Consider the following 20,463-nt stretch of genomic DNA (forward strand, 5'->3'; position numbering starts at 1 on the left):
AGAGGCCTAGGCGTGTTCAATTCCAGCACCTATCCGGCTTTCCTTTCTTGTTTACTAAAAAGATTTCTCCATAACGCAGTAAAAGCCTTTCGGCTTTTCTGCTAACTATTTCTAAGTGATTGACTTAGACAGCCTATCCCCAGGCTACCTCGCTCTCTAGTTTTCAAGCTCGGGTCTTCACATGGTCACTTTTGCATTTCTAGGTGACCTGCTGAAACAGTCTATTCCCAGACTGTTTCACTCCCCCAGAATTGCCTAGGCGACTTACTAGTTTCTCACATCATTATGGTCGAATGATGTGAGAAACGTCGAACACGTCTACTGGACATTGTACCGCCTCTTTCTTGTTTTTAGGTCGGCGGGCTATTAGAGCCTATCCCCAGGCTCTAATACTCTTTCTCATTATAGCCAAAATCGGCGAGGTCGAGTTTTTTGTCTCGCCAGTTTTTCTTGACTTTGACCCAAGTTTCGAGGAAGACTTTGTCGCCCAACATCAATTCAATATCACGACGGGCCATGGAGCCGATTTTCTTGAGCATGGCTCCTTGCTTGCCGATGATGATGCCTTTCTGGCTATCACGCTCAACCATAATCGTCGCTCGGATATGGACCTTGTCGGTAAATTCATCGCGTTTCATGGACTCGATGACAACGGCAACAGAGTGCGGAATTTCCTCACGAGTCAGGTGTAGAACCTTCTCTCGAATCATCTCAGATACCAAGAAACGTTCTGGGTGGTCAGTGATTTGGTCCGCTGGGAAATATTGGAAACCTTCATCTAGATTTTCCTTGAGAATTTCTACGAGTCGGTTGACATTGTTCCCTTGGGTAGCAGAAATTGGCACAATTTCCTTGAAGTCCATCTGTTGACGGAAATCATCAATCTGTTCCAAAAGCTGGTCTGGATGGACCTTGTCAATCTTGTTAACAACTAAAATGACTGGAACCTTGGCCTGTTTAAGGCGTTCCATAATCATGTCGTCACCCTTGCCTCGCTTCTCATCGGCTGGCACCATAAAGAGGACCGTATCCACTTCACGAAGAGTGCTGTAAGCAGACTCCACCATGAAATCCCCCAAAGCTGTCTTGGGCTTGTGGATTCCTGGTGTGTCAATGAAGACAATCTGCTCTTCTTCAGTCGTATAAATCCCCATAATCTTGTTACGGGTTGTTTGAGCCTTATCGCTCATGATGGCAATTTTCTGCCCCATTACATAGTTGAGAAAGGTTGATTTCCCAACGTTTGGACGACCTAAAATCGCCACAAATCCTGACTTAAATGCCATGATTTCTCCTTAACTCTTTAAAAAATCAATTCCCAAATTTTGGGAAGAAAAATCAACAATCCAACTATAACAGCAAAACCTGACACAAACAAAACAGCCCCAGCCGCCATGTCCTTAGCATTTTTTGCCAACATGGAAAAATGATAGTCCGAAGCCAAATCCACTACATTTTCAATGGCGGAGTTGACGATTTCAAATGCGATAACCAGGCAGACACTGAGGAGTAAAAAGAGCCACTCCGTAATGGAAACCTGGAAAATCAGACCGGCAAGGATGACCAAAATGGCGGACACAACATGTTTGCGCATGTTTCTTTCTTCCTTGAACGCCGTAAACAGACCGGTTGTAGCGAATTCTAAACTGGCCACCAAGTCCCGGTTCTTCCATTTTTTCTGTGATTTATTCTCTTGTAAGTCCATAAGCTGTTAAAATTTCTTCTTGCAAACCAAACATTTCTGCTTCTTCTTCTGGCGTATAGTGATCATAGCCATTGATATGCAGAAAACCATGTACTGCCAAAAAGCCCATTTCCCGCTCAAAACTATGGCCGTAGTCAGCAGCCTGTTCTTGCGCCTTTTCAATGGAAATGAATAACTCACCGATATAAGCATCAAAGTCTTCCATCATTTCAGCCAAATCAGGATCATCCAATAAGTCTTCTTCATAGAAGAAAATCTCATTTTCAGGCTTATACTCAAGGCTGACCACATCAGTTGGGCGATCAATCCCACGGTATTCCAAGTTGACCTCATGAACACGCGCGTTATCCACAAAAGTCACAGCCATTTCCTTATTTTCTTTTCCGATTTTTTTAGCAGCGTATTGGAGCAAGTCTTGAATCTGTTCTTGCATCTCAGCAGATACCTGACCCGTCTCATCTGTCATTTCGATAAACATTGCGTCACCCTACTTTCTGGCTCTATTATAACACAAATTACCAAAAAGAGGCGAAATGCTCCACCAGCACATAGGCAATCCTCGAAATTTATGGTAGACTTTTAGTATACTAATCGAAGGAGTTGAGGGATTTGTCCAACCACCAGCACATCAGTTCATTAATTGAAAGCAAACTCGACAGCATGACCAAGCTTGAAAAGATGATTGCCTCCTATTTTATCAGCCTCGAAGAAAGCCCTGATCTTTCCTTGGAAAAAGTCCGTAGGGACCTTCATGTCTCTGCTTCTGCCCTGACCCGCTTTGCAAAAAAATGCGGTTTTTCAGGCTACCGTGAATTTGTCTTTGGATACCAAAACAATCAGCAATACCTTGTGGAAAACTTTGAACATATCCAACGAAGCCTCACCAAGCGAGTCTTGATAGACTATGAGGAAATCCTCCACCTCACCAATAGCCTGGTAGATGAGGACCGATTGGAAGAAATTGCGACTCTGATTGACAAGAGCAAACGGGTTTATTTTTACGGAATCGGTAGCTCTGGATTGGTTGCTATGGAAACCAAGACACGCTTTATGCGCTTGGGAGTGGTTTGTGATGCTGTGACAGATAGCAACAATCTCAAATGGACTACCAATATTTTAGACCCATCTTGTCTAGTGATTGGCTTGTCCCTTTCTGGTCAAACAGACGAAATCATTGACAATCTCCGGATTGCTGCCCAAAAAGGAGTCCCCACTGCCCTCCTTACCTCCCAGACAGTCAAGATGGATCCTCCTATCGAACAAATTCCGGTTGCTTCCGTTCGGCACCTTAATTACGGCAACCGTATTTCCCCCCAAGTTCCGCTCCTCATCATGCTTGATATCCTCTATGCCTACTTTCATGCCATGGACAAGGACAAAAAAGAAACCATTTTCCAGCATACGATTGTTGAATAAAAACATACTAAGATTAGTAGTGAGGAAATCTCCGACGGGAGAGAGTACTCACTACTTTTTCTTTATGATAAAGTAGAGGTGTCTTGTTAAGTCGTAGGGCTTTTTGACGCTAGACGTCGCAACAAAAACTGGCAAGACACCTGTTTTAGAAAGAATGTTATCAAAGTATGTGGGACGCCAGACGTCGAGTATTGAAAATGACATCACTAAAACAAGGAATCATTCAAGACAAAGAGGTAATATCATGCGTGCAGTTTTTGGGATTGATGTGAGTAAGGTAAGTTCAGAAGTGGCCATTCTAGTCAATGGTGAGAAAGTTCATGGCTATACCATATCCAATGACGCCTTAGGCTTTGCTTGGCTACTTGGCGATTTGAGAACCGTCCATAAGCCAGAAATCATCTTTGAAGCAACAGGTGTCTACTCTCGCCGTCTCCAAACTTTTCTAGAAGATAATGGCTATGCTTATACACGGCTTAATCCCTTAGAAGCTAAGAAGCAACTGGATAGCTTGCGTGTGCGGAAAACAGATCAAATTGACGCCGAAAAACTGGCTCAATCTCAATTTGTGCTGAATCGTAAACCCACTTATGTCCAAGAAGAAGTCTACCAAAACTTGCGGGATCTTAGCCGTTTCTATCAGAATCTGACCGAGGACATTGTTCGAGCTAAAAACCGTCTGCACAAGGTCTTACAAGTCACTTTTCCTGAATTGGAAAATATCTTATCAACACCATCTGGCGAACAATACTGGAACCTGGTCATAGCTTTTCCTTGCAAGGACTTCGTGCTTCATTTAAGCAAGGACGAACTCTCAGAGAGCATTCGTCAGTCCACCTCAAAACGGATTTCTGACAAGCGTGTGGCGTACTTAGCTGAGAAGCTGATAGCACTAGCTAATCAATCTTATTGTGCCGTCAAGAAAACCTCTCCAATGCTGGAAGAGGTGCGTTACTATGGAAAAGAATTGCTTCGGCTTTCTGAACAGAGACAAACTGTCCTAGACCAAATGGTGGAACTAGCTCAGCCATTACCTGAATATGACATTCTGCTCTCTATTCCTGGAATAGCTGAGACTACTGCAACAAGTATTATTGGTGAACTGGGAGATATTCGCCGTTTTCAGTCTGCCAATCAAATCAATGCCTTTATCGGTATTGACCTGAGACACTATGAATCTGGTAACTTCCTCGCTAAGGAACACATTACCAAGCGTGGCAATCCCTACGCTAGAAAGATTCTGTTCAAATGCATTCACAATATCGCTTCAGCCAGTCACACCAATCCTTGCCATATCGCCGACTTTTATGAGAAACGAAAAAGACAATCGCAAACGACTTCTACAAAGCCACACACGATTGCCTCCATACATCGTCTCATTCGGACAATGTATTACCTCATAACGCATAACAAACTTTACGATTACACTTTAACCCAAAATCAGTAAGATTGTTTATGCAATATTATTGTAACACCTTATCAAAAATTTTCAACATAAGGTGTTAATTTCGTGTACTCTTTTTTACACGAAACTTTAGTCCAAAAGAAAACAATTTCCTTATTTTGACTATTGAACTCAAAATATTTTTCATCAAATACCTTGATAGGCTTGACAAATGGTAGAAAAAATCCCCGGCTCATCAGATGATGAGCCGGGAATTTTTTTAGGAGAAGTTGGCTAATCTGTAAAAAACTGCGTTCCAAGTAAGTAATCAAAGACATAGTCATTGACTTTCACATGCATGGCATCATGACCATAGTCAGGCATGATTTTCATTTCTCTTGGACCTGCAAGTCGGTTGTAAATAGCAAATTGAGTAGAAGGTGGACAGACACTGTCCTCCAAGCCTGTCACCATAGCAACAGGACAGGAAATCAAATGCGCCAAGTTTTTCACATCGATATAAGACAAGGTCTGTAAAACCGCATCTTCTGTCTGGTGAAATGGATCAGAAAACTTGAAATATCGGAAGAGTTCATCATAGGCCTCGCTAGTGTTTCCTAGTTCCAACACCCGTTTAAAATCGGAAAGGAATGGGTAGATAGCCACTGTTTTTCCAATCCGTTGGTTGAGAGCTGCCGCAACCAAGGCCAAGGCTCCGCCTTGGGATCCTCCGTAAGAAACCAGACGCTTCTTGTCCACAAAGTCAAGGCTGGCAATAATTTCCACCAGTTGATAAACATCCAAGTAAACATCTTTGTAAAAGAGGTGGTCAGGACCCTGCAACATCCCACGAATAACCTGGCCTTTGACAGTCATCCCATCAAAGCGGCCGTGGTCTTGAGAATGCCCCGCCTGGCCTCGAACATCCATGGCAACAACACCAAATCCCGCTGCGACAAACTTGAGTAACTCTGTCCAATCAGGACCTTGTCCTTGGTAACCATGGAAGTAAAAGAGAACGGGAACAGGCTGATTAGACTTGGGAAAGAGGCATTTAGCAAATACCTTGGAACCATTGGTCCCTTCAAACCATAAGCTAGAACAAGTTACCTGATCCAGGCCACACTCCTTGTCCACAAATTGATGAACAGGCAAGCCTTCTAGCTTATCTTTTTCAGCCCGCCAAAATTGATCAAAATCTTCTGGCACCTCATGGCGACCTCGATAGTCCTGCATCTCCTGCAGAGACATTGTATCAATCATAGCTCCTCCTATCTCAGACCTTGTTTTTGTTGGAAGTGATAAAATGCACCCAGCATGCCAGCTGCATTCTCATGCTCCGCAAAGGCAAGTCTGGTCTTGTCTGCTAGGCTAGAAACCAAGTTTTCTTTAAGGGCTGCCTGGATTTTCTCAAAGAGATAATCCTTTTGCGCCATAATACCACCACCAAGAATAACCACTTCTGGATTGGCTACATAGCAGATGTTGGCAATGCCTTGGCCGAGATAGTTGACCATGCGATCAATAGCCGCAATACAGTGGGCATCTCCAGCCTTGGCTTCTTGGAAAATCTTATAGCCGTTCCAGTCTGCCGGATTCTGACCATGCAGGCGAGCCACTTCTTGGACAAGAGCCGTCGTTGAAGCCAGGTCTTGGAAGGCACCATCAGAAAGATGAAGATAGCCGACCTCACAAGCCGAATTACTAAAGCCGTGGAAGATTTGACCGTCCACCAGCAAGCAGCCACCAATGCCCGTTCCAATGGTCAAGCAAATGGAAATCCGACTACCTAGACCAGCGCCTGAAATCCCTTCTGCCAACCCTGCACAGTTAACATCATTTTCAATCTCACAAGGAAGTTCGAAACTTGTTTCAATTTCAGACTTGAATTGGGTTCCAGCATAGTTTGGAATCTGCGGTCCTGAATAGAAAATCTCTCCCTTATCAGGATCGACCATCCCTGCTGAGGAAATGGCTACACCTGAAAGTGGAGATTGAGCATGAAAATCTGCTACTAGATTCTTGACTGTTGCAAGGATATGCGGACCGCCCTTGTGAGCTTCCGTATCCATCTTGTAACTTTCTAGAATCTGACCTGCTGCATCTAGGCGGCCATATTTTATCTGGGTTCCGCCGATATCAATAGCAAGATAGGTTTTCATAGACACCTCCTAGGCACCAAATCTTTCCTTGGCATCCCGAATCAACTGAGCTGCTTCTTGAGCGATGGAAAGGTCTGCTTCTGTTAAGGCAGTTAGAGGTTCCCGAACAGAGCCAATGTCCAAGCCATCATTGATACGGATAACTTCCTTGATGACAGCATACATATGACCATGACCAGACACCAATTTACCAATGATAGTATTAATGGTTGCCTGTAATTGACGGGCTGTTTCCAAGTCCTTGTCAGCGATCAACTGATTGAGCCGTAGGAAGAGTTCTGGCATTGAGCCATAGGTACCACCAATTCCTCCTTTAGCCCCCATGAGGCGACCGCCGAGAAATTGCTCGTCTGGACCATTGAAGACCACATAATCTTCACCGCCTAGACTAACAAAGGTATCAATATCCTGAACTGGCATAGAAGAATTCTTCACCCCTACCACTCGTGGATTTTTCAACATTTCTTTGTACAGACTAGGCGTCAAAGCCACACCTGCCAGTTGCGGAATGTTGTAGATGATGAAATCTGTATTTGGTGCAGCTGCACTAATGCCGTTCCAGTAAGCTGCGATGCTGTACTCAGGCAAACGGAAATAGATCGGTGGAATAGCTGCAATAGCATCGACACCCAATTCTTCCGAATGGCGCGCTAGTTCCACACTGTCCTTCAAATTATTGCAGGCCACATGGTTAATGATGGTCAACTTGCCCTTGGCAACCTCCATAACCGATTCAAGAATTTGCTTGCGATCTGCCACACTTTGGTAAATGCATTCACCAGACGAACCATTGACATAAAGCCCTTGAACTCCCTTGTCAATGAAATACTGAGTCAAAGCACGAACACGTTCCGAAGAGATTTCTCCATTTTCATCATAACAAGCATAAAACGCTGGGATGATTCCGTGATATTTTTCTAAGTTTTTCATTCAAAAACCTTTCATTCAACTATTTTTTATGCAAAGCAAGTAAGAAGAGATATAGTAAACCAGCATAGCCAATGGTGGCCAACAAGGATAGGACCAGCAAGAGACTAAATCCAGACCACAAGGCCAGAAGGACCAGAACAACTTGAACCAGAACAACTAACAGGGTCAAGGATAGACGGACCCCAACCAGCAAGCCAGCATGCACCAAGATTTCTTTCAGAGACCGATTCATTTCCACAGCCAAAGGATAAGCATAGAGAAAGAGCAGGCGACTGAAAACAAACACTGCAACACAGATGACTTTAAAGACTTCGAAAACTGGTGCTTGCATGTCCCGAACCAGATAGAAATCACCGAGACTAAAGAAAACCAAAGCCAGGTCCATCCCACCAAGCAATAACCCTTGTTTCCACTTGGTTTTGGCATAGCTCATAAATGTCTGGACAGCAGCAATCTTCCCCTTCAGTCTCAACTGATTGAGACTGGCAACTAGGCTGAATTGGGCAATCCCAAAGGTAACAATTGGAAGAGCCGTCAGGACAAACAGCAGGTTCAAGACTAGAACAGTCCATACCTTTTCAGCCAACTGCCAGACTGGATGTTCCACATCAAATAAAGATTTCCATGCTGTTTGAACCTGTTTGTGCATGACCGAGCTCCTTTTACTTACTTCATTAAAATTTTAAACACTAATTTTTTGACCTCTTGGCCCTGACCCATAAATTGATTGGGTTGATGTAGTTCCTGTGGAAAACACAGGAGAAAGTGATGACCATTCAAGATGAAATCCACCCTGTCTTCAACAACAGTAAAACCGATGTCTCCCTCTTCTTTAAAAGTTGGATCAAGCGCTTCTTCAGAAGAATAAGATATTTTTTCACTCCCCTCCAAAATCACATGCAAATCTGCATAGCGCTTGTGGTACTCAAAAATCGGGCTAGATTCCAAGGCTAACTGATTGTCCTGAAGAAAGAAAAACACCTGGTCTCCTTGACAATCATGCCGCCCTGCTACTAATTGGTCAAAACCACCTTCCGCCAATCGCTCCAAGGCCATATCCAAATTTGGGTCTAATCCCTTGTAGCGCAGGGCTTGATCGATTCGATCATAAATCATAGGCTTTCTCCATTCACTCTGCGTTTTTCCTAACCCTTCACCGCACCCATGGTAATACCTTGCGTAAAGGATTTCTGGAAGACAAGGAAGACTGTAACAATTGGTACCGCTGCAAGGGCTGCACCCGCCATGATGACTCCATAGTTGGTCGCCATCTCAGCCTGCATGGTTGCAACACCCAGCGAAATGGTCAAATTCTGACGTGATGTCAACATAACCAACTGCATGAAGTAGTCATTCCAAGAGTTGATAAACGTAAAGATGGCCAGGGCTGCAAAACCAGGTTTTACGATTGGGAAAGCAACATTCCAGAAGGTTGATACTTCACCACAACCGTCAATCTTCGCAGATTCCAAGAGCTCTGTTGGGATATTTTCAGAGAATTGTTTCATCAAGAAAACACCGAATGGCCAACCAACAAGTGGCAGGATAACCGCTGCCAAGGTATCGTGAATGCCCATGAAGTTGATAATCCGTACCAGTGGAACCAAGACAACCTGTTTAGGCAAAGCCATGGCTGCAATAAAGATTGAGAACAAAATCCGCTGGCCATAGAATCGTTTCTTAGCTAAGACATAACCTGCTAGAGAAGATGTTGAACAAACTAAGACCATGGTTGCTAGTGAAATAAAGACTGAGTTCCCCAACCACTGCCAAGCAGGGTTTTGAACGGTCAATTTGGTGAAGTTTTCAAGCGTTGGCTGAGTAGGCCACCATTGCGGTGGAATGACAATTGTATGCGGTTGGGATTTGAATGCCCCCGTCATAATCCAATAAAATGGGAAAATGAATAGAATGGTCAAGAGGAGCAAGATGATGGTTGTCAAAATCGAAAAGATAGAAATTGGTTTCTTCTTCATAGCCTCCTCCTTTCTAATATTCTACATCGTTGCCCAAAATCTTAAACTGGGCAAAGGAAATCAATGCAATCATGACTGCCAAGAAGACACCCATGGTATTGGCATAACCATACTCCGATAGTTTAAAGGCCTTTTCATACAAGTAGTACATGAGAGTTGACGTTGAATAGTTTGGCCCACCAGAGGTCAAGAGCTGAATCAAGGCAAAACACTGGAAGGAGTTGATGGTTGTAATAATCGCAATGTAAAGAGTTGTTGGCAAGAGACTAGGCCACTTAATTTTCCAGAAGACCTGGTTCTCTGTTGCCCCATCTACACGCGCTGCTTCCACTAGGGAATTATCAATATTTCCCATAGCTGCTATGTATAGAATAATCGGCTGACCAACTGATGTTGTCAACAAGATGATAATAATGGCTAACAAGGCCCACTGTTTGTCCCCAAGCCAGCTGATGTTTTGCTCGATAACACCACCTGATTTCAGGACAAAGTTCAAGATACCAGATAGGGGATCATAGATCCATTTCCACACGACTGTAACGGCAACCGAACCTGTAACTACTGGGAGGAAGAAGACCGCCCGATAGAAGGAACGCGCAATCACATTCTTCTCATAGGTTTGAGAAGCGATGAAAACAGAGAACAAGACCACTACTGGCACTGAGCCAACTACAATGATGACTGTATTGATCAGGGACTTGATGAAAATCGGATCATTGAACATCCGAATGTAGTTATCCAAGCCAACGAAGGTGAAATCTGTCATAGTGTAGTTGAAGAAACTAGTGACGAATCCCATGATCATTGGCGCTAGGACAAAGATAGTAAAGAAGACCAGAATTGGGGCCAAAAATGTGTAGGACACAATGGTCTCCCGCATTCTAATTTTATTAATCCTCACGATGAACACCTCTAATTCTGAACAGAAAATGCTCCTTTTCGACATCCATTATTTTGACGGTGAAAAGGAGCATCAAATTCTTTAATTATTTAATGGTTGCATTTGCTTGCTCTGTAAATTCTTTCAAAGCAGGCTCAGCTTCTTTTTCGCCATTTGATACAGCTTGCAACATTGGGAACCAAAGTGTTCTCATTTCAGCAAAACCGTCAATGGTGTTGTAGTATGGAGAGTAGTATTGAGTCCACTCTTCAATCATTGCCATGCGCTCATCATCATAGAGTGCTCCAAATGATGTGCGAACTGGGAAGGCACCTGTACGAACAACGTTCTTAGGACCCCATTCAGCATCATCAGCGATGAACTGGATGAATTTCTTAGCTGCCGCTACGCGTGCTTCGTCGCCATTGTTGAAGACTGCAAATCCGTTTACAAGGTACTCAAGGGCTGCCTTGCCATCTTCAGATGGGAATGGTACTTCAAGCACTTCTACTTTAGATGCTTCTAACAATTGTCCTTGGATACCATTTTGCGCGGGACCCCAAAGGATGGTGTAAGATGTTTGGCCATTTGCAAAGTTTTGGATGTCGTCGCCACCTGCATATTGTGAGCCATTCATCATGTAGCCGTCTTTAATCCAGCCAGCTGCCTTATCTAAGGCTTTGATCATTTGTTCTGAGTCAGTTGTATATTTGGTTACACCTTCGTCAGTGATGCTTCCGCTGTAGAGGTTTGCCAAGAAGGCACGAGTACCTTGGTCACCACCTTGACCGTTAGAGAAGAGGGACCCAGGGTTATAACCCTTGTCTTTCAAAGCTTTGATAACTTTTTCAAAGTCGTCAGTTGTCCAGCCGTCTTTGACAAGATCAAGCACACCTGCGTCTTTCAACATCGCTTTGTTAAAGGCCATGTAGAAAGGTGCAGAGCTGAGTGGGTACATATAGGCAGTATCACCAGCTTTAGATGCTTGAATAATGTTTTGGTTGGCTACATCTTTGACAAAATCATCTGTGAAGAGGTCATTCAACTCAGCCAATTTACCATTTTTTCCGTAAGTGATGATACGTCCTGGTGCGTCAAAGAGGACATCTGGAGCAGTTCCTGCTTCAATAGCAGTTGTAATTTTTTCAGGACCAGATGTAAAGTCGATGGTTTCGAGTTTTACAGTGATATCTGGGTTTGCTTCCTCAAAAGCAGCAATAATTTTTTGCTCATAGGTACCAACACCATCTTCTGTATTTTCTTGGGTGAAGACTGGGAAGGCCCACCATGTAATTTCTGTCTTCTCTGTGCTTGCAGCCTCAGATGAAGACGTTGCAGTCGAGTCACTAGAGCTTGATCCACAAGCTGCCAGCGATAGAACCGCAGCACCTGCCAACAATGAATGGATGATTTTTTTCATCATTCTTCTCCTTTTTCTTTTTTTGTTTCCCTATTGGGAATGATTTGATACCACATTAAAGTAGGGATAACTGTTGATCAATCAAGGGCACGAATGAAACGCTCAGCAATTTCTTTAGGACGGGTGATCGCACCACCGACGACAATCCCAGCCACCCCTAAATCATTGATAAGTCTTGCTTCTGCTGGATAATGAATCTTACCTTCCGCAATGACATCAATTCCTTTTTTAACGAGCTGATCAATCAGCTCAATATCTGGACCTGCTTCCTGACGGCTGTAAGAGGTGTAGCCTGACAAGGTCGTCCCAACAAAATCAATTCCAGCTTCATGGGCTACTAAGCCTTCCTCATAGGTAGAGATGTCTGCCATGAAAAGTTGATCTGGATATTTTTCTCGAATTTGATGAATGAAGTCTTGAATCTCCAAGCCATCATAGCGCTCACGTTTGGTGCAATCCAAGGCGATAACCGCAATATCTAGGGCTGCCAGTTCATCGATTTCCTTCATCGTTGCGGTGATAAAAGGCTCCTGCGGCGGATAATCCCGCTTGATAATGCCAATAATCGGCAACTGGGTTACTTCTTTTATCTCCTGGATATCTCGCACACTGTTGGCCCGAATACCAACCGCACCTGCTTCTTCTGCTGCTCGTACCAAGAGGGGGATGACACCACCTTCTTCTCGATAGAGAGGCTCGCCTGGCAAGGCTTGACAGGAAACAATAATACCGTTTTTAATTTGTTTCTTTAATTCTTCCTTGCTGATCTTTGTCATTCTTTCACTCCTTTTTATTTGTGTTGCAACAGTCAAAGATAGCGCTTACATTAATTATTATATTGTATTATCTAATTTTTTCAAGACTTATTTTCAATTTAGAATGTAATTTCCAAAAAACTTTATATACTAACTTTTCTAAAACTAGTTTCAGAATTCAGACGATTTTCCAGAACTAGTTTTACAGCAATAAAAAATCAGTCAGAGCCAAGTCTAACTGATTTTTTTCAATACACTATCTTATAACGCATATGGTTGCAATTCTGGATTAATCGGTGTATTAATTAAATTATTGGCATAATTACACAAAGTCGCTAGGCTAACACCAAGTACCACATCTAAGGCACTCTCAGCTGTATAGCCAGCTTGGAAGAATTCCTCGAGCAACCGGTCCCCAACCTTACCTTTTTCTTGAATTACCGCTAGGGTAAAATGAGCTAGGGTATCCAATTTTTCATCCGTGTCAATCGGCGTCCCTTGACGGAGAGCCTGTAAAATCTCATCAGGCATTTTAATTTGCTTGATAGAGATAGCTGTATGCCCCGCTACACAGAAGCCACATCCATTAGCAACCGCTGCTGTGATTTGCACAACTTCACGTTCAGCCGGTGTCAGGCTGTTGCGGCGGTTTATTCCTCCGACAGTCTGATAAGTTTCCAAAGCGGCTGGAGAATTAGCCAGAAGTCCAATTAAGTTTGGAATGTAGCCGCCATTATTTTTCTTGACCGTTTCCAAATTTTCTCTCAAATCAGGTCTAACAGTATCCAAGGTATGAATAGGGAAAATTGCTTGTGTCATAGGAAACTCCATTTCATGCTTTTTTACATCAAGTCATCAATCTTGACTTCCATGATATAGCACTATCCTATCATACCTCTAAAAGGTTTGCTAATATATTTTAACTATCATTCCAATAAAGAAAAACTATAATTTATTGTTTCCTAAACCCTAGATTGTATGTCATGCATCTGGGCGTAGACACCGCCCTGCTCAATCAGGTCCTCATGTCTGCCACGCTCGATGATGCGGCCTTGGTCCAAGACCAAAATCTGATCTGCATTTTGAATGGTTGAGAGGCGGTGAGCGATGATAAAGGTGGTCCGCCCTTCCTTAACTACTTCCATAGCGTGCTGGATAATCTCTTCTGTCTCCGTATCGATATGGGAAGTCGCCTCGTCCAGTATCAAGATTTTTGGATCGGAGTAAAGGGTGCGGGCAAAGGCAATCAGCTGCCGCTCACCGCTAGAGAAGGCGGCACCTTTTTCGACAACGGGCTCATCCATGCCTTTTTCTAATCGAGCCAGCATAGGTCCTGCACCAACTTTTTCAAGCGACTGGGCAATCTTCTCCCTATCCGCTTCTTCCTCGTTCATGGCTACGTTGCTGGCGATTGTGCCGGTGAAGAGATACGGATCTTGTAGGACAATCCCCATATGACTACGCAGGCTTTCCCTTGAATAGTCACGGATGTTTTTCCCGTCAATCAAAACCCGACCTTCCTGAGGATCGTAGAAACGATAGAGGAGGTTCATAATGGACGACTTGCCAGAGCCTGTGTGGCCGACCAGGGCAATGGTTTCTCCCTTGTCTGCCTGAATGACAATGTCCTTGAGAATAGGCTTGCCAGCTTCATAGGCAAAGGTGACCTGGTCAAAGACCACCTGACCGTCCGTCACTGTCAACTCAGTACTGCTATCTGGCTCTGTTTCTTCTTCCAAGAGGCCCTTGACCCGCTTACCTGTTTCTAAGGAACGCAGGAGGTTGGGGAATTGCTGAACGAGGGCACCGAGGGCGATAAAGACCCCTTCAATATAGTTGATATAGACGAAGAGGCGACCTGGTGATAGGTCCGACTGGCCCTTGAGGAATTGGTAGCCCACAATGGTCAAAATCCCTGTGATGACCAGATATTTCAAGAACTCGGTCAAGTTCCAAGTCGCAATGGACTGGGCCCAGATAATCTTGTTATCTGCCCGTCGCATCTTGTCTGCCGTCGCTTCAAACTCCTCCATAACCCGCTGTTCCTGACCAAAAAGCTGAATCAGGCTAGCACCATTCATGGTTTCATTGACCTGGGTATTGACATCGCTTCTGGCATCATAGAAGTCCTTCATCGGCTTATCAGTCATCTTCTTATAAGCATACTGAATCCCGATATAGAGGGGAATCAGCAAGAGAAGGACAAAGCCTAAGGTCGCATTCATATAGAAAAGAATGCCATAGGTGAAGATCAGGCGGACAATGTTGTTAAAAGCATAGACTAAAGTCCCATAAAACTGGGTCCGCAAGGTCTCCGTATCATTGACAATTCGTGTGGCAATCTTACCTGCTGGCTTATCATCAAAGTAGGAAATCGGCAGCCGCTGCATGACATCGTAGGCTCGATTTCGCAACTGCTCCGCTATACCGTTGGCACAGAACATGAGCAGACGCATAGAAGCATAGAAACCAAGGGCACCAAAGGCATTCATGAGCATATAAACGCCCAATTCCCTCAGAAAGACAGCCTGATCCAAGGTCGTTCCCTTACTGATTGCTGTCAGAGGACCGTCAATCAAGCCCTGCAAGATCAGGGGTGCAAAGCGGACCAGGGTTGAGGCCAGCAGATAAACAGCCACCGCCGCCAGAAAGAGCCACTTGACCCGCTTGATTTCTTTTAATAAATAACCGATAACGCTCATTCTTCCCCTCCTTCCTGACTTTGTTGGCGTTGGTATTGTTCATAGTACCAGCCCTCTTGTGCAAGCAAGTCGGCCGGCCGCCCTTCCTCGACGATCCGTCCCTCATCCAAGACCAGCACCCAGTCCGCATGGTTGACAGCAGACAGGCGGTGGGTCACGATGACATTGGTCTTGCCCGCACGCTCTTTTTGAATATTTTGGATAATCTGGCGTTCTGTTCGAGCATCAACTGCCGACAGAGAATCGTCCAGAATCAGCAAGTCTGGCTCTCGCAGGAAAGCACGGGCAATGGAAATCCGTTGCTTCTGACCGCCAGAAATGGACACGCCCCGCTCACCAATCATGGTTTCTAGACCGTCACTCATCCGCTCCAAGTCCTTGGTAAAGGCTGCTGTGGCAATAGCTTGTTCAATGTCCTCAGGACTGCTATCCAACTTGCCCAGAGCAATGTTTTCGCCCACAGACTTGGAAAAGAGGATATGCTCTTGGGGAACGTAGCCGATTTTTTCCTCGATCGAAGCACGTTCTATCTCTAAAACTGGTTGACCGTTGATGACAAATTCTCCCTGGCCGACTGGATACTGACGGAGCAGCTGACGGACCAAGGTGGTCTTGCCTGAGCCGGTCTTTCCAACGATACCAACTGTCTGACCAGCCGTCAGAGTCCAGTTAATGTCTGAAATGCTGGCCCGTTCTGCCTGTGGATAGCTAAAGCTGTAATCCTTGAAAGTAATGCTAGCCAGCTCTGCTATTGCCCTAGAGCCGTCCACCTCCAAGTCGTCCCCTGTGTCAATGAGTTCCTGCAACTTCTCAAAGGAGGTCTTGCCTGTCTGGTAAACCAGAATGAAATCGGCAAGGGTCCAGAAGGGCTCCAGGAGAGAGCTGACATAGAGCTGGAGGGCGATGACCTGACCAAGACTGAGGTCTCCATTTTGCAGGGCCTGGGCTCCTAAGAGGAGGACCGCCGCATTGGACAAGGCCAGAAAGACCGTTGCTAGCGGATTATAGAGAGACTGGAGGGAGGTGATGCGGTTACCACCTTGGGCCAGTCGTCTGGTTTTTTCTTGGAACTTGGCCTCCTGACTAGCCTTTTTGCTATAAGCTCGAGTCACGCGAATGCCCTCGACCACTTCCAAGACTTCGGTATTGAGCGCCGCTACAGCATCACGGTTTTCCTCAATGGCTTGGTCCTGCTTGCGACCGATAAAGAAGATACAAACCGTCATGGCCAGCATGGGCAAAATTGCCCAGAAGGAAATCTTCCAGTCAATCAGAAACATGGTCGGAATGATAAAGGCCAGCATACCACCTGAATAGACCACAATCATGAGGCCGTAGCCCACCATTTCCATAAGCCCGTCCACATCCGTTGAAAAACGGGTCATGATGTCACCTGAGCGGAATTTTTCATAGAAAGGGGTCCGCATGACCACCATTTTACGAAAGGCCCGCTGCTGCATCTCAAACTTGAAGTTGACCGAAGCCTGAAAGAGCTTGAGATGCCAAATAAATGCCATAGCATAGTTGAGCAAGGTCACCAAGAAAAGCACGGTCATGTCCTGCACCAAGCGAGACTCTGTCAGTCCCTGACTGGCTAAGGTATCCACCATCCGCTGAATAATCTGAGTCGGTACCAAGAGCGTGGCATCGTAAATAATCAAGGTCACAGCAACCAACAAGTAGAGCCACTTGTGTTGCTTGACATAGTCAAAAATTAATCGAAACATATAATCTCCTTCTCCTTTTATCCTTTCTTCACCAAGAATTTCCTAGTCCCAAGCCTCGCAATCCTCAAATAAATAAGCCCAAGACACACAAAAAAGCCGAGACAGAATACACTCCGTCCCGGGCCCCTCAAGTCCACAAAAAGAAACTAAGGTCTTGGCTTAGAAAGGAGAGTCTGGTAATGCAATACAGTAGTTGTCAAACTTACGAATGTATTCATGATGTTCTCCTTTCATTTCTAGTTATTACCTTGCTCCTATTCTAACATACTGAAACCATCTGTCAAGCTATTTTTCCATTTTTAGAAAACTTTGTTTTATCAAACTATCTCAACTCCCATTCGCCCACATCCGACCAACTTTCTACCTTTGCTAAATAGGAACCATCCTATCAGCTACATCAAGAGGAATATTTTTATAAATTTCTGGAAAACTGGTTGGTAAAATAAAAACAAACCCCCTTGTTTAGCAAGGGGTTTTGACGTTATACTATGCTAGTTGCCGGGATTGAACCGGCGACCTCATCCTTACCATGGATGCGCTCTACCGACTGAGCTAAACCAGCAGTACTTTTATATTCTAACAAATCATATTCAGACTTGTCAATACCCAATTCAGATATTTTCAATAGAAAGTTGCCAGTTTATCCTAGAATTTTCTGACATTTTTAATAGTTTGTGATATAATGAACATAGTTTAGTGACAGAAAAGGAATGAAACGATGGATTTTACAGACTTACAAGTTGGCTCATCCTATCGGCTAGTGGGCATGCATTTCTCGGATAGCCTCAGTAAACACCTGCAACAACTGGGTTTTCTAGTGGGACAGGATATTCGGATTATTTCCAAGACAAAGGCCAATATCATTGTGCAAGTCAAGGCTAGCCGTTTGGCTTTGGACAAGGATTTGATGGAGGGGATGAACTTGGTGGCTAGCCCCAGCCAAAAAAGCCTCATCCCCCTCTCTCAGGTTGCCATAGGTAGTCAGGTTATTTTGGAGCAGATCTGTGCAACGGGTGCCCTTAAGAGACGCTTGATGGACATGGGATTGACCAAAGGAACAGCAATCTATCTTAAAAAACTGGCGCCTTTAGGGGACCCTCTTGAAATTACCATTCGTGGTTATCAACTCAGTCTGCGTAAGTCAGAAGCCCAGCTTCTCTTTGTCTCCCTACAAGATGAGGTTTTTGAATGAAAAAAGAAATCGCCTTAATCGGCAATCCAAACAGCGGTAAAACTAGTCTCTTCAACCAATTGACTGGCTCTAACCAACGGGTGGGGAATTGGCCTGGTGTCACGGTTGAAAAAAAATCGGGCTGGCTCAAACAAGATAAGGAAATCCTCCTCCAAGATTTACCAGGCATTTACTCCCTTTCTCCTTACAGCCCTGATGAAACTGTGGCACGCCACTATCTCTTACAAGACCAGCCTGATATGATCTTAAATGTTCTGGATGCGACCAATCTCGAGCGCAATCTCTACCTCACTCTTCAATTAGTAGAGTTGGGACTGCCTATGGTCATTGCCCTAAATATGAACGATCAGCTAGTGGCAGCTGGAAAAAGCATCCAAATTGACCACCTTTCTCACCTCCTGGGACACCCAGTGGTGGCTATTTCTGCCCTGAAAAAAACGGGGCTTACACAGCTAGTCAAAGCCCTCCGTCAGCCACTATCTGCCCAATCCTCTCTCTTTTTCCCAGAATATGATCCTCAGCTAGAAGCTGCTGTGGTTCAAGTCCAAGAGGTGCTACCTGATTCGCTCTCGGAGCGCCACAAACGCTTCTACGCCCTGCGTTGCCTTGAAGGTGATGCGCTGGTCATGGACCAATTGGACTTACCAGAAGAGGCTGTCACCATTATCCAAGAAATTGCCTCCATCCTCGAAAAAATCTATCAGGATGAAATCGATGCTATCTTAATCAATCAACGCTATCAGGCTATTGAAAGGATGGCAACTGCCGTTCAAAGCCAGGGTGAAACTATTGTAGCTCTTTCTGATCGCATCGACCGAGTCGTGACCAACCGTTGGTTGGGACTGCCTATCTTCGCCTTGGTCATGTGGCTAGTTTACTTTTTCTCAATCCAAACCATTGGTACTATGGGAACCGATTGGGTCAACGATATTCTCTTTGGTGAACTTGTCCCCAACTGGGTGCAGGCTGGTCTAACAACTTGGGGAATTGAGGAGTGGCTACAAGCCTTGGTTTTGGATGGGATAGTGGCAGGCTGCGGGGCCATTCTGGGCTTTGTCCCACAGATTTTCGTCCTCTTCTTCTGTCTGGGCTTGTTAGAAGACATAGGCTACATGAGTCGTGTTGCATTTGTCATGGACCGATTGTTTCGACGCTTTGGCCTTTCAGGCAAATCCTTCATTCCCATGCTCATTTCTACCGGGTGCGGGGTGCCAGGGGTCATGGCAAGTCGGACCATCGAAAATGAGGCTGACCGAAAAATCACCATCATGACCGCAACCTTTATGCCCTGCTCTGCCAAACTACCGATTATTTCACTAGTAGCAGGTGCCTTCTTTCCAAATAATCCATGGATTGCACCATCTGCCTATTTTCTTGGAATGGGAGCGATTATTCTCTCAGGAATCGGTCTCAAAAAGACCAAACAGTTGAGCGGACAAGCTAGTCCTTTTATCATGGAGCTTCCCAACTACCATCTGCCAGTCCTGCTTAATACTGTACGCTATGCTTCTTCAAAAGCATGGAGTTTTATCAAGCGTGCAGGAAGTATTATTTTTGTGACCAATCTCTTCATCTGGTTTACCAGTTCCTATAATTGGTCCTTAGAATCAGTAGAGACAGAAGCCAGCATCTTAGCTAGTCTTGGCAATCTGCTCGCTCCGCTATTTTCCCCTTTGGGCTTTGGAAATTGGCGAGCCAGCATCGCCGCTCTAACAGGGTTGCTTGCCAAGGAGACTGTGATTTCCACCTTTGGTGTTCTGTACCGACTTGGTGAAACCAGCGAATCTAATCCTGATTTGTGGACCAATTTACAGGCGGACTACACAGCCCTTTCCGCCTACTCCTTCCTTGTCTTCAACCTCCTATGTGCTCCCTGTTTTGCAGCAATTGGTGCCATCCATCGTGAAATGGGCCAGGCAAAATGGACCTGGATTGCCATCAGTTATCAGACAGGGTTGGCATACTTAATCAGCTTTGTCATCTTTCAGTTTGGGCAGGTTCTACTCTATCAAGAGCCCCTTCGTCTGTCTAGCTACCTCGCCCTTGCCATCCTTGCACTTCTATTATTCTTCCTCTTTCGAAGACCCCAAGAACAAATTCCCCATCTTACTGTTCATTCCATGCCGAAAGGAGATGCTTCATGCCGACACTCATCTTAGCTAGTCTAATTTTCCTTCTATTCGTGGTCGCCCTTATCAGTATTTTCAGAAAAAA

At 44.8% G+C, this 20,463-nt stretch carries 19 protein-coding genes and 1 tRNA gene; 4 read left to right on the forward strand and 16 right to left on the reverse strand.

Annotated features, from left to right (window positions below):
* Positions 1–386: 386 nt before the first annotated feature.
* From era to ybeY, 3 genes are read right to left on the reverse strand one after another with little or no spacing between them, the layout of a single operon-like run.
* Positions 387–1,286 (reverse strand): GTPase Era, encoded by a 900-nt coding sequence (gene era, locus PXH68_RS06610; protein ID WP_136581462.1) that lies wholly within the window; start codon positions 1,284–1,286, stop codon positions 387–389.
* A gap of 17 nt (positions 1,287–1,303) precedes the next feature.
* Positions 1,304–1,705 carry a diacylglycerol kinase family protein gene (locus PXH68_RS06615; RefSeq protein WP_136581463.1) on the reverse strand — a complete coding sequence of 134 codons (402 nt, stop codon included), beginning with the start codon at positions 1,703–1,705 and terminating at the stop codon, positions 1,304–1,306.
* On the reverse strand, positions 1,686–2,183 hold the full coding sequence (gene ybeY, locus PXH68_RS06620) for an rRNA maturation RNase YbeY (protein WP_248028782.1): 498 nt from the start codon (positions 2,181–2,183) through the stop codon (positions 1,686–1,688). The genes PXH68_RS06615 and ybeY overlap by 20 nt, the downstream gene beginning before the upstream one ends.
* Positions 2,184–2,365: 182 nt before the next feature.
* Here ybeY and PXH68_RS06625 point away from each other — a divergent pair, with 182 nt between their 5' ends.
* Both PXH68_RS06625 and PXH68_RS06630 read left to right on the forward strand, forming a co-directional pair.
* A complete protein-coding gene (locus tag PXH68_RS06625) occupies positions 2,366–3,121 on the forward strand; it encodes a MurR/RpiR family transcriptional regulator (RefSeq protein WP_248028786.1) in 756 nt (251 codons plus the stop codon).
* Positions 3,122–3,365: 244 nt separating this feature from the next.
* Positions 3,366–4,568 carry an IS110 family RNA-guided transposase gene (locus tag PXH68_RS06630; protein WP_316716070.1) on the forward strand — a complete coding sequence of 401 codons (1,203 nt, stop codon included), beginning with the start codon at positions 3,366–3,368 and terminating at the stop codon, positions 4,566–4,568.
* A gap of 231 nt (positions 4,569–4,799) precedes the next feature.
* On the opposite strand, the gene PXH68_RS06635 is transcribed toward PXH68_RS06630, so the two are convergent.
* From PXH68_RS06635 to PXH68_RS06695, 13 genes are all read right to left on the reverse strand, one after another.
* The gene (locus PXH68_RS06635) at positions 4,800–5,768 is read right to left on the reverse strand and encodes an alpha/beta fold hydrolase (protein ID WP_248027670.1); all 969 of its coding nucleotides are present in this window, start codon (positions 5,766–5,768) and stop codon (positions 4,800–4,802) included.
* Between the two features lie 8 nt (positions 5,769–5,776).
* Positions 5,777–6,667, reverse strand: a complete 891-nt coding sequence (locus PXH68_RS06640) for an ROK family protein (RefSeq protein WP_248027673.1) — start codon at positions 6,665–6,667, stop codon at positions 5,777–5,779.
* A gap of 9 nt (positions 6,668–6,676) precedes the next feature.
* Entirely contained in the window at positions 6,677–7,597 is a 921-nt protein-coding gene (locus PXH68_RS06645; RefSeq protein ID WP_248027675.1) for a dihydrodipicolinate synthase family protein, read from the reverse strand.
* A gap of 19 nt (positions 7,598–7,616) precedes the next feature.
* On the reverse strand, positions 7,617–8,246 hold the full coding sequence (locus PXH68_RS06650; protein WP_248027676.1) for a DUF624 domain-containing protein: 630 nt from the start codon (positions 8,244–8,246) through the stop codon (positions 7,617–7,619).
* A 17-nt stretch (positions 8,247–8,263) separates the two neighbouring features.
* Positions 8,264–8,713 (reverse strand): NanQ anomerase/TabA/YiaL family protein, encoded by a 450-nt coding sequence (locus tag PXH68_RS06655; protein ID WP_202848261.1) that lies wholly within the window; start codon positions 8,711–8,713, stop codon positions 8,264–8,266.
* A 29-nt stretch (positions 8,714–8,742) separates the two neighbouring features.
* Complete coding sequence (locus PXH68_RS06660; protein ID WP_202848260.1) at positions 8,743–9,573, reverse strand: carbohydrate ABC transporter permease; 831 nt, start codon at positions 9,571–9,573, stop codon at positions 8,743–8,745.
* 13 nt (positions 9,574–9,586) lie between these two features.
* A complete protein-coding gene (locus PXH68_RS06665) occupies positions 9,587–10,474 on the reverse strand; it encodes a carbohydrate ABC transporter permease (protein ID WP_202848259.1) in 888 nt (295 codons plus the stop codon).
* An 85-nt stretch (positions 10,475–10,559) separates the two neighbouring features.
* Entirely contained in the window at positions 10,560–11,873 is a 1,314-nt protein-coding gene (locus PXH68_RS06670) for an ABC transporter substrate-binding protein (RefSeq protein ID WP_248027764.1), read from the reverse strand.
* 77 nt (positions 11,874–11,950) lie between these two features.
* Positions 11,951–12,649 carry an N-acetylmannosamine-6-phosphate 2-epimerase gene (locus PXH68_RS06675; protein ID WP_208562848.1) on the reverse strand — a complete coding sequence of 233 codons (699 nt, stop codon included), beginning with the start codon at positions 12,647–12,649 and terminating at the stop codon, positions 11,951–11,953.
* 240 nt (positions 12,650–12,889) lie between these two features.
* Entirely contained in the window at positions 12,890–13,459 is a 570-nt protein-coding gene (locus PXH68_RS06680) for a carboxymuconolactone decarboxylase family protein (protein ID WP_248027679.1), read from the reverse strand.
* Between the two features lie 131 nt (positions 13,460–13,590).
* Positions 13,591–15,330: an ABC transporter ATP-binding protein gene (locus PXH68_RS06685; RefSeq protein ID WP_248027681.1), complete on the reverse strand. Its 1,740-nt coding sequence runs from the start codon at positions 15,328–15,330 to the stop codon at positions 13,591–13,593.
* A complete protein-coding gene (locus PXH68_RS06690; protein WP_248027684.1) occupies positions 15,327–17,057 on the reverse strand; it encodes an ABC transporter ATP-binding protein in 1,731 nt (576 codons plus the stop codon). The genes PXH68_RS06685 and PXH68_RS06690 overlap by 4 nt, the downstream gene beginning before the upstream one ends.
* 489 nt (positions 17,058–17,546) lie before the next feature.
* Positions 17,547–17,619, reverse strand: a tRNA-Thr gene (locus PXH68_RS06695).
* Positions 17,620–17,775: 156 nt separating this feature from the next.
* Here PXH68_RS06695 and PXH68_RS06700 point away from each other — a divergent pair.
* Both PXH68_RS06700 and feoB read left to right on the forward strand, forming a co-directional pair.
* The gene (locus PXH68_RS06700) at positions 17,776–18,249 is read left to right on the forward strand and encodes a FeoA family protein (RefSeq protein WP_248027686.1); all 474 of its coding nucleotides are present in this window, start codon (positions 17,776–17,778) and stop codon (positions 18,247–18,249) included.
* Complete coding sequence (gene feoB, locus PXH68_RS06705) at positions 18,246–20,408, forward strand: ferrous iron transport protein B (protein ID WP_248027688.1); 2,163 nt, start codon at positions 18,246–18,248, stop codon at positions 20,406–20,408. The genes PXH68_RS06700 and feoB overlap by 4 nt, the downstream gene beginning before the upstream one ends.
* Positions 20,409–20,463 lie beyond the last annotated feature (55 nt).

Origin of the sequence: Streptococcus sp. 29896 (assembly GCF_032594915.1) — a bacterium.
Classification (GTDB): Bacteria; Bacillota; Bacilli; order Lactobacillales; family Streptococcaceae; genus Streptococcus; species Streptococcus suivaginalis.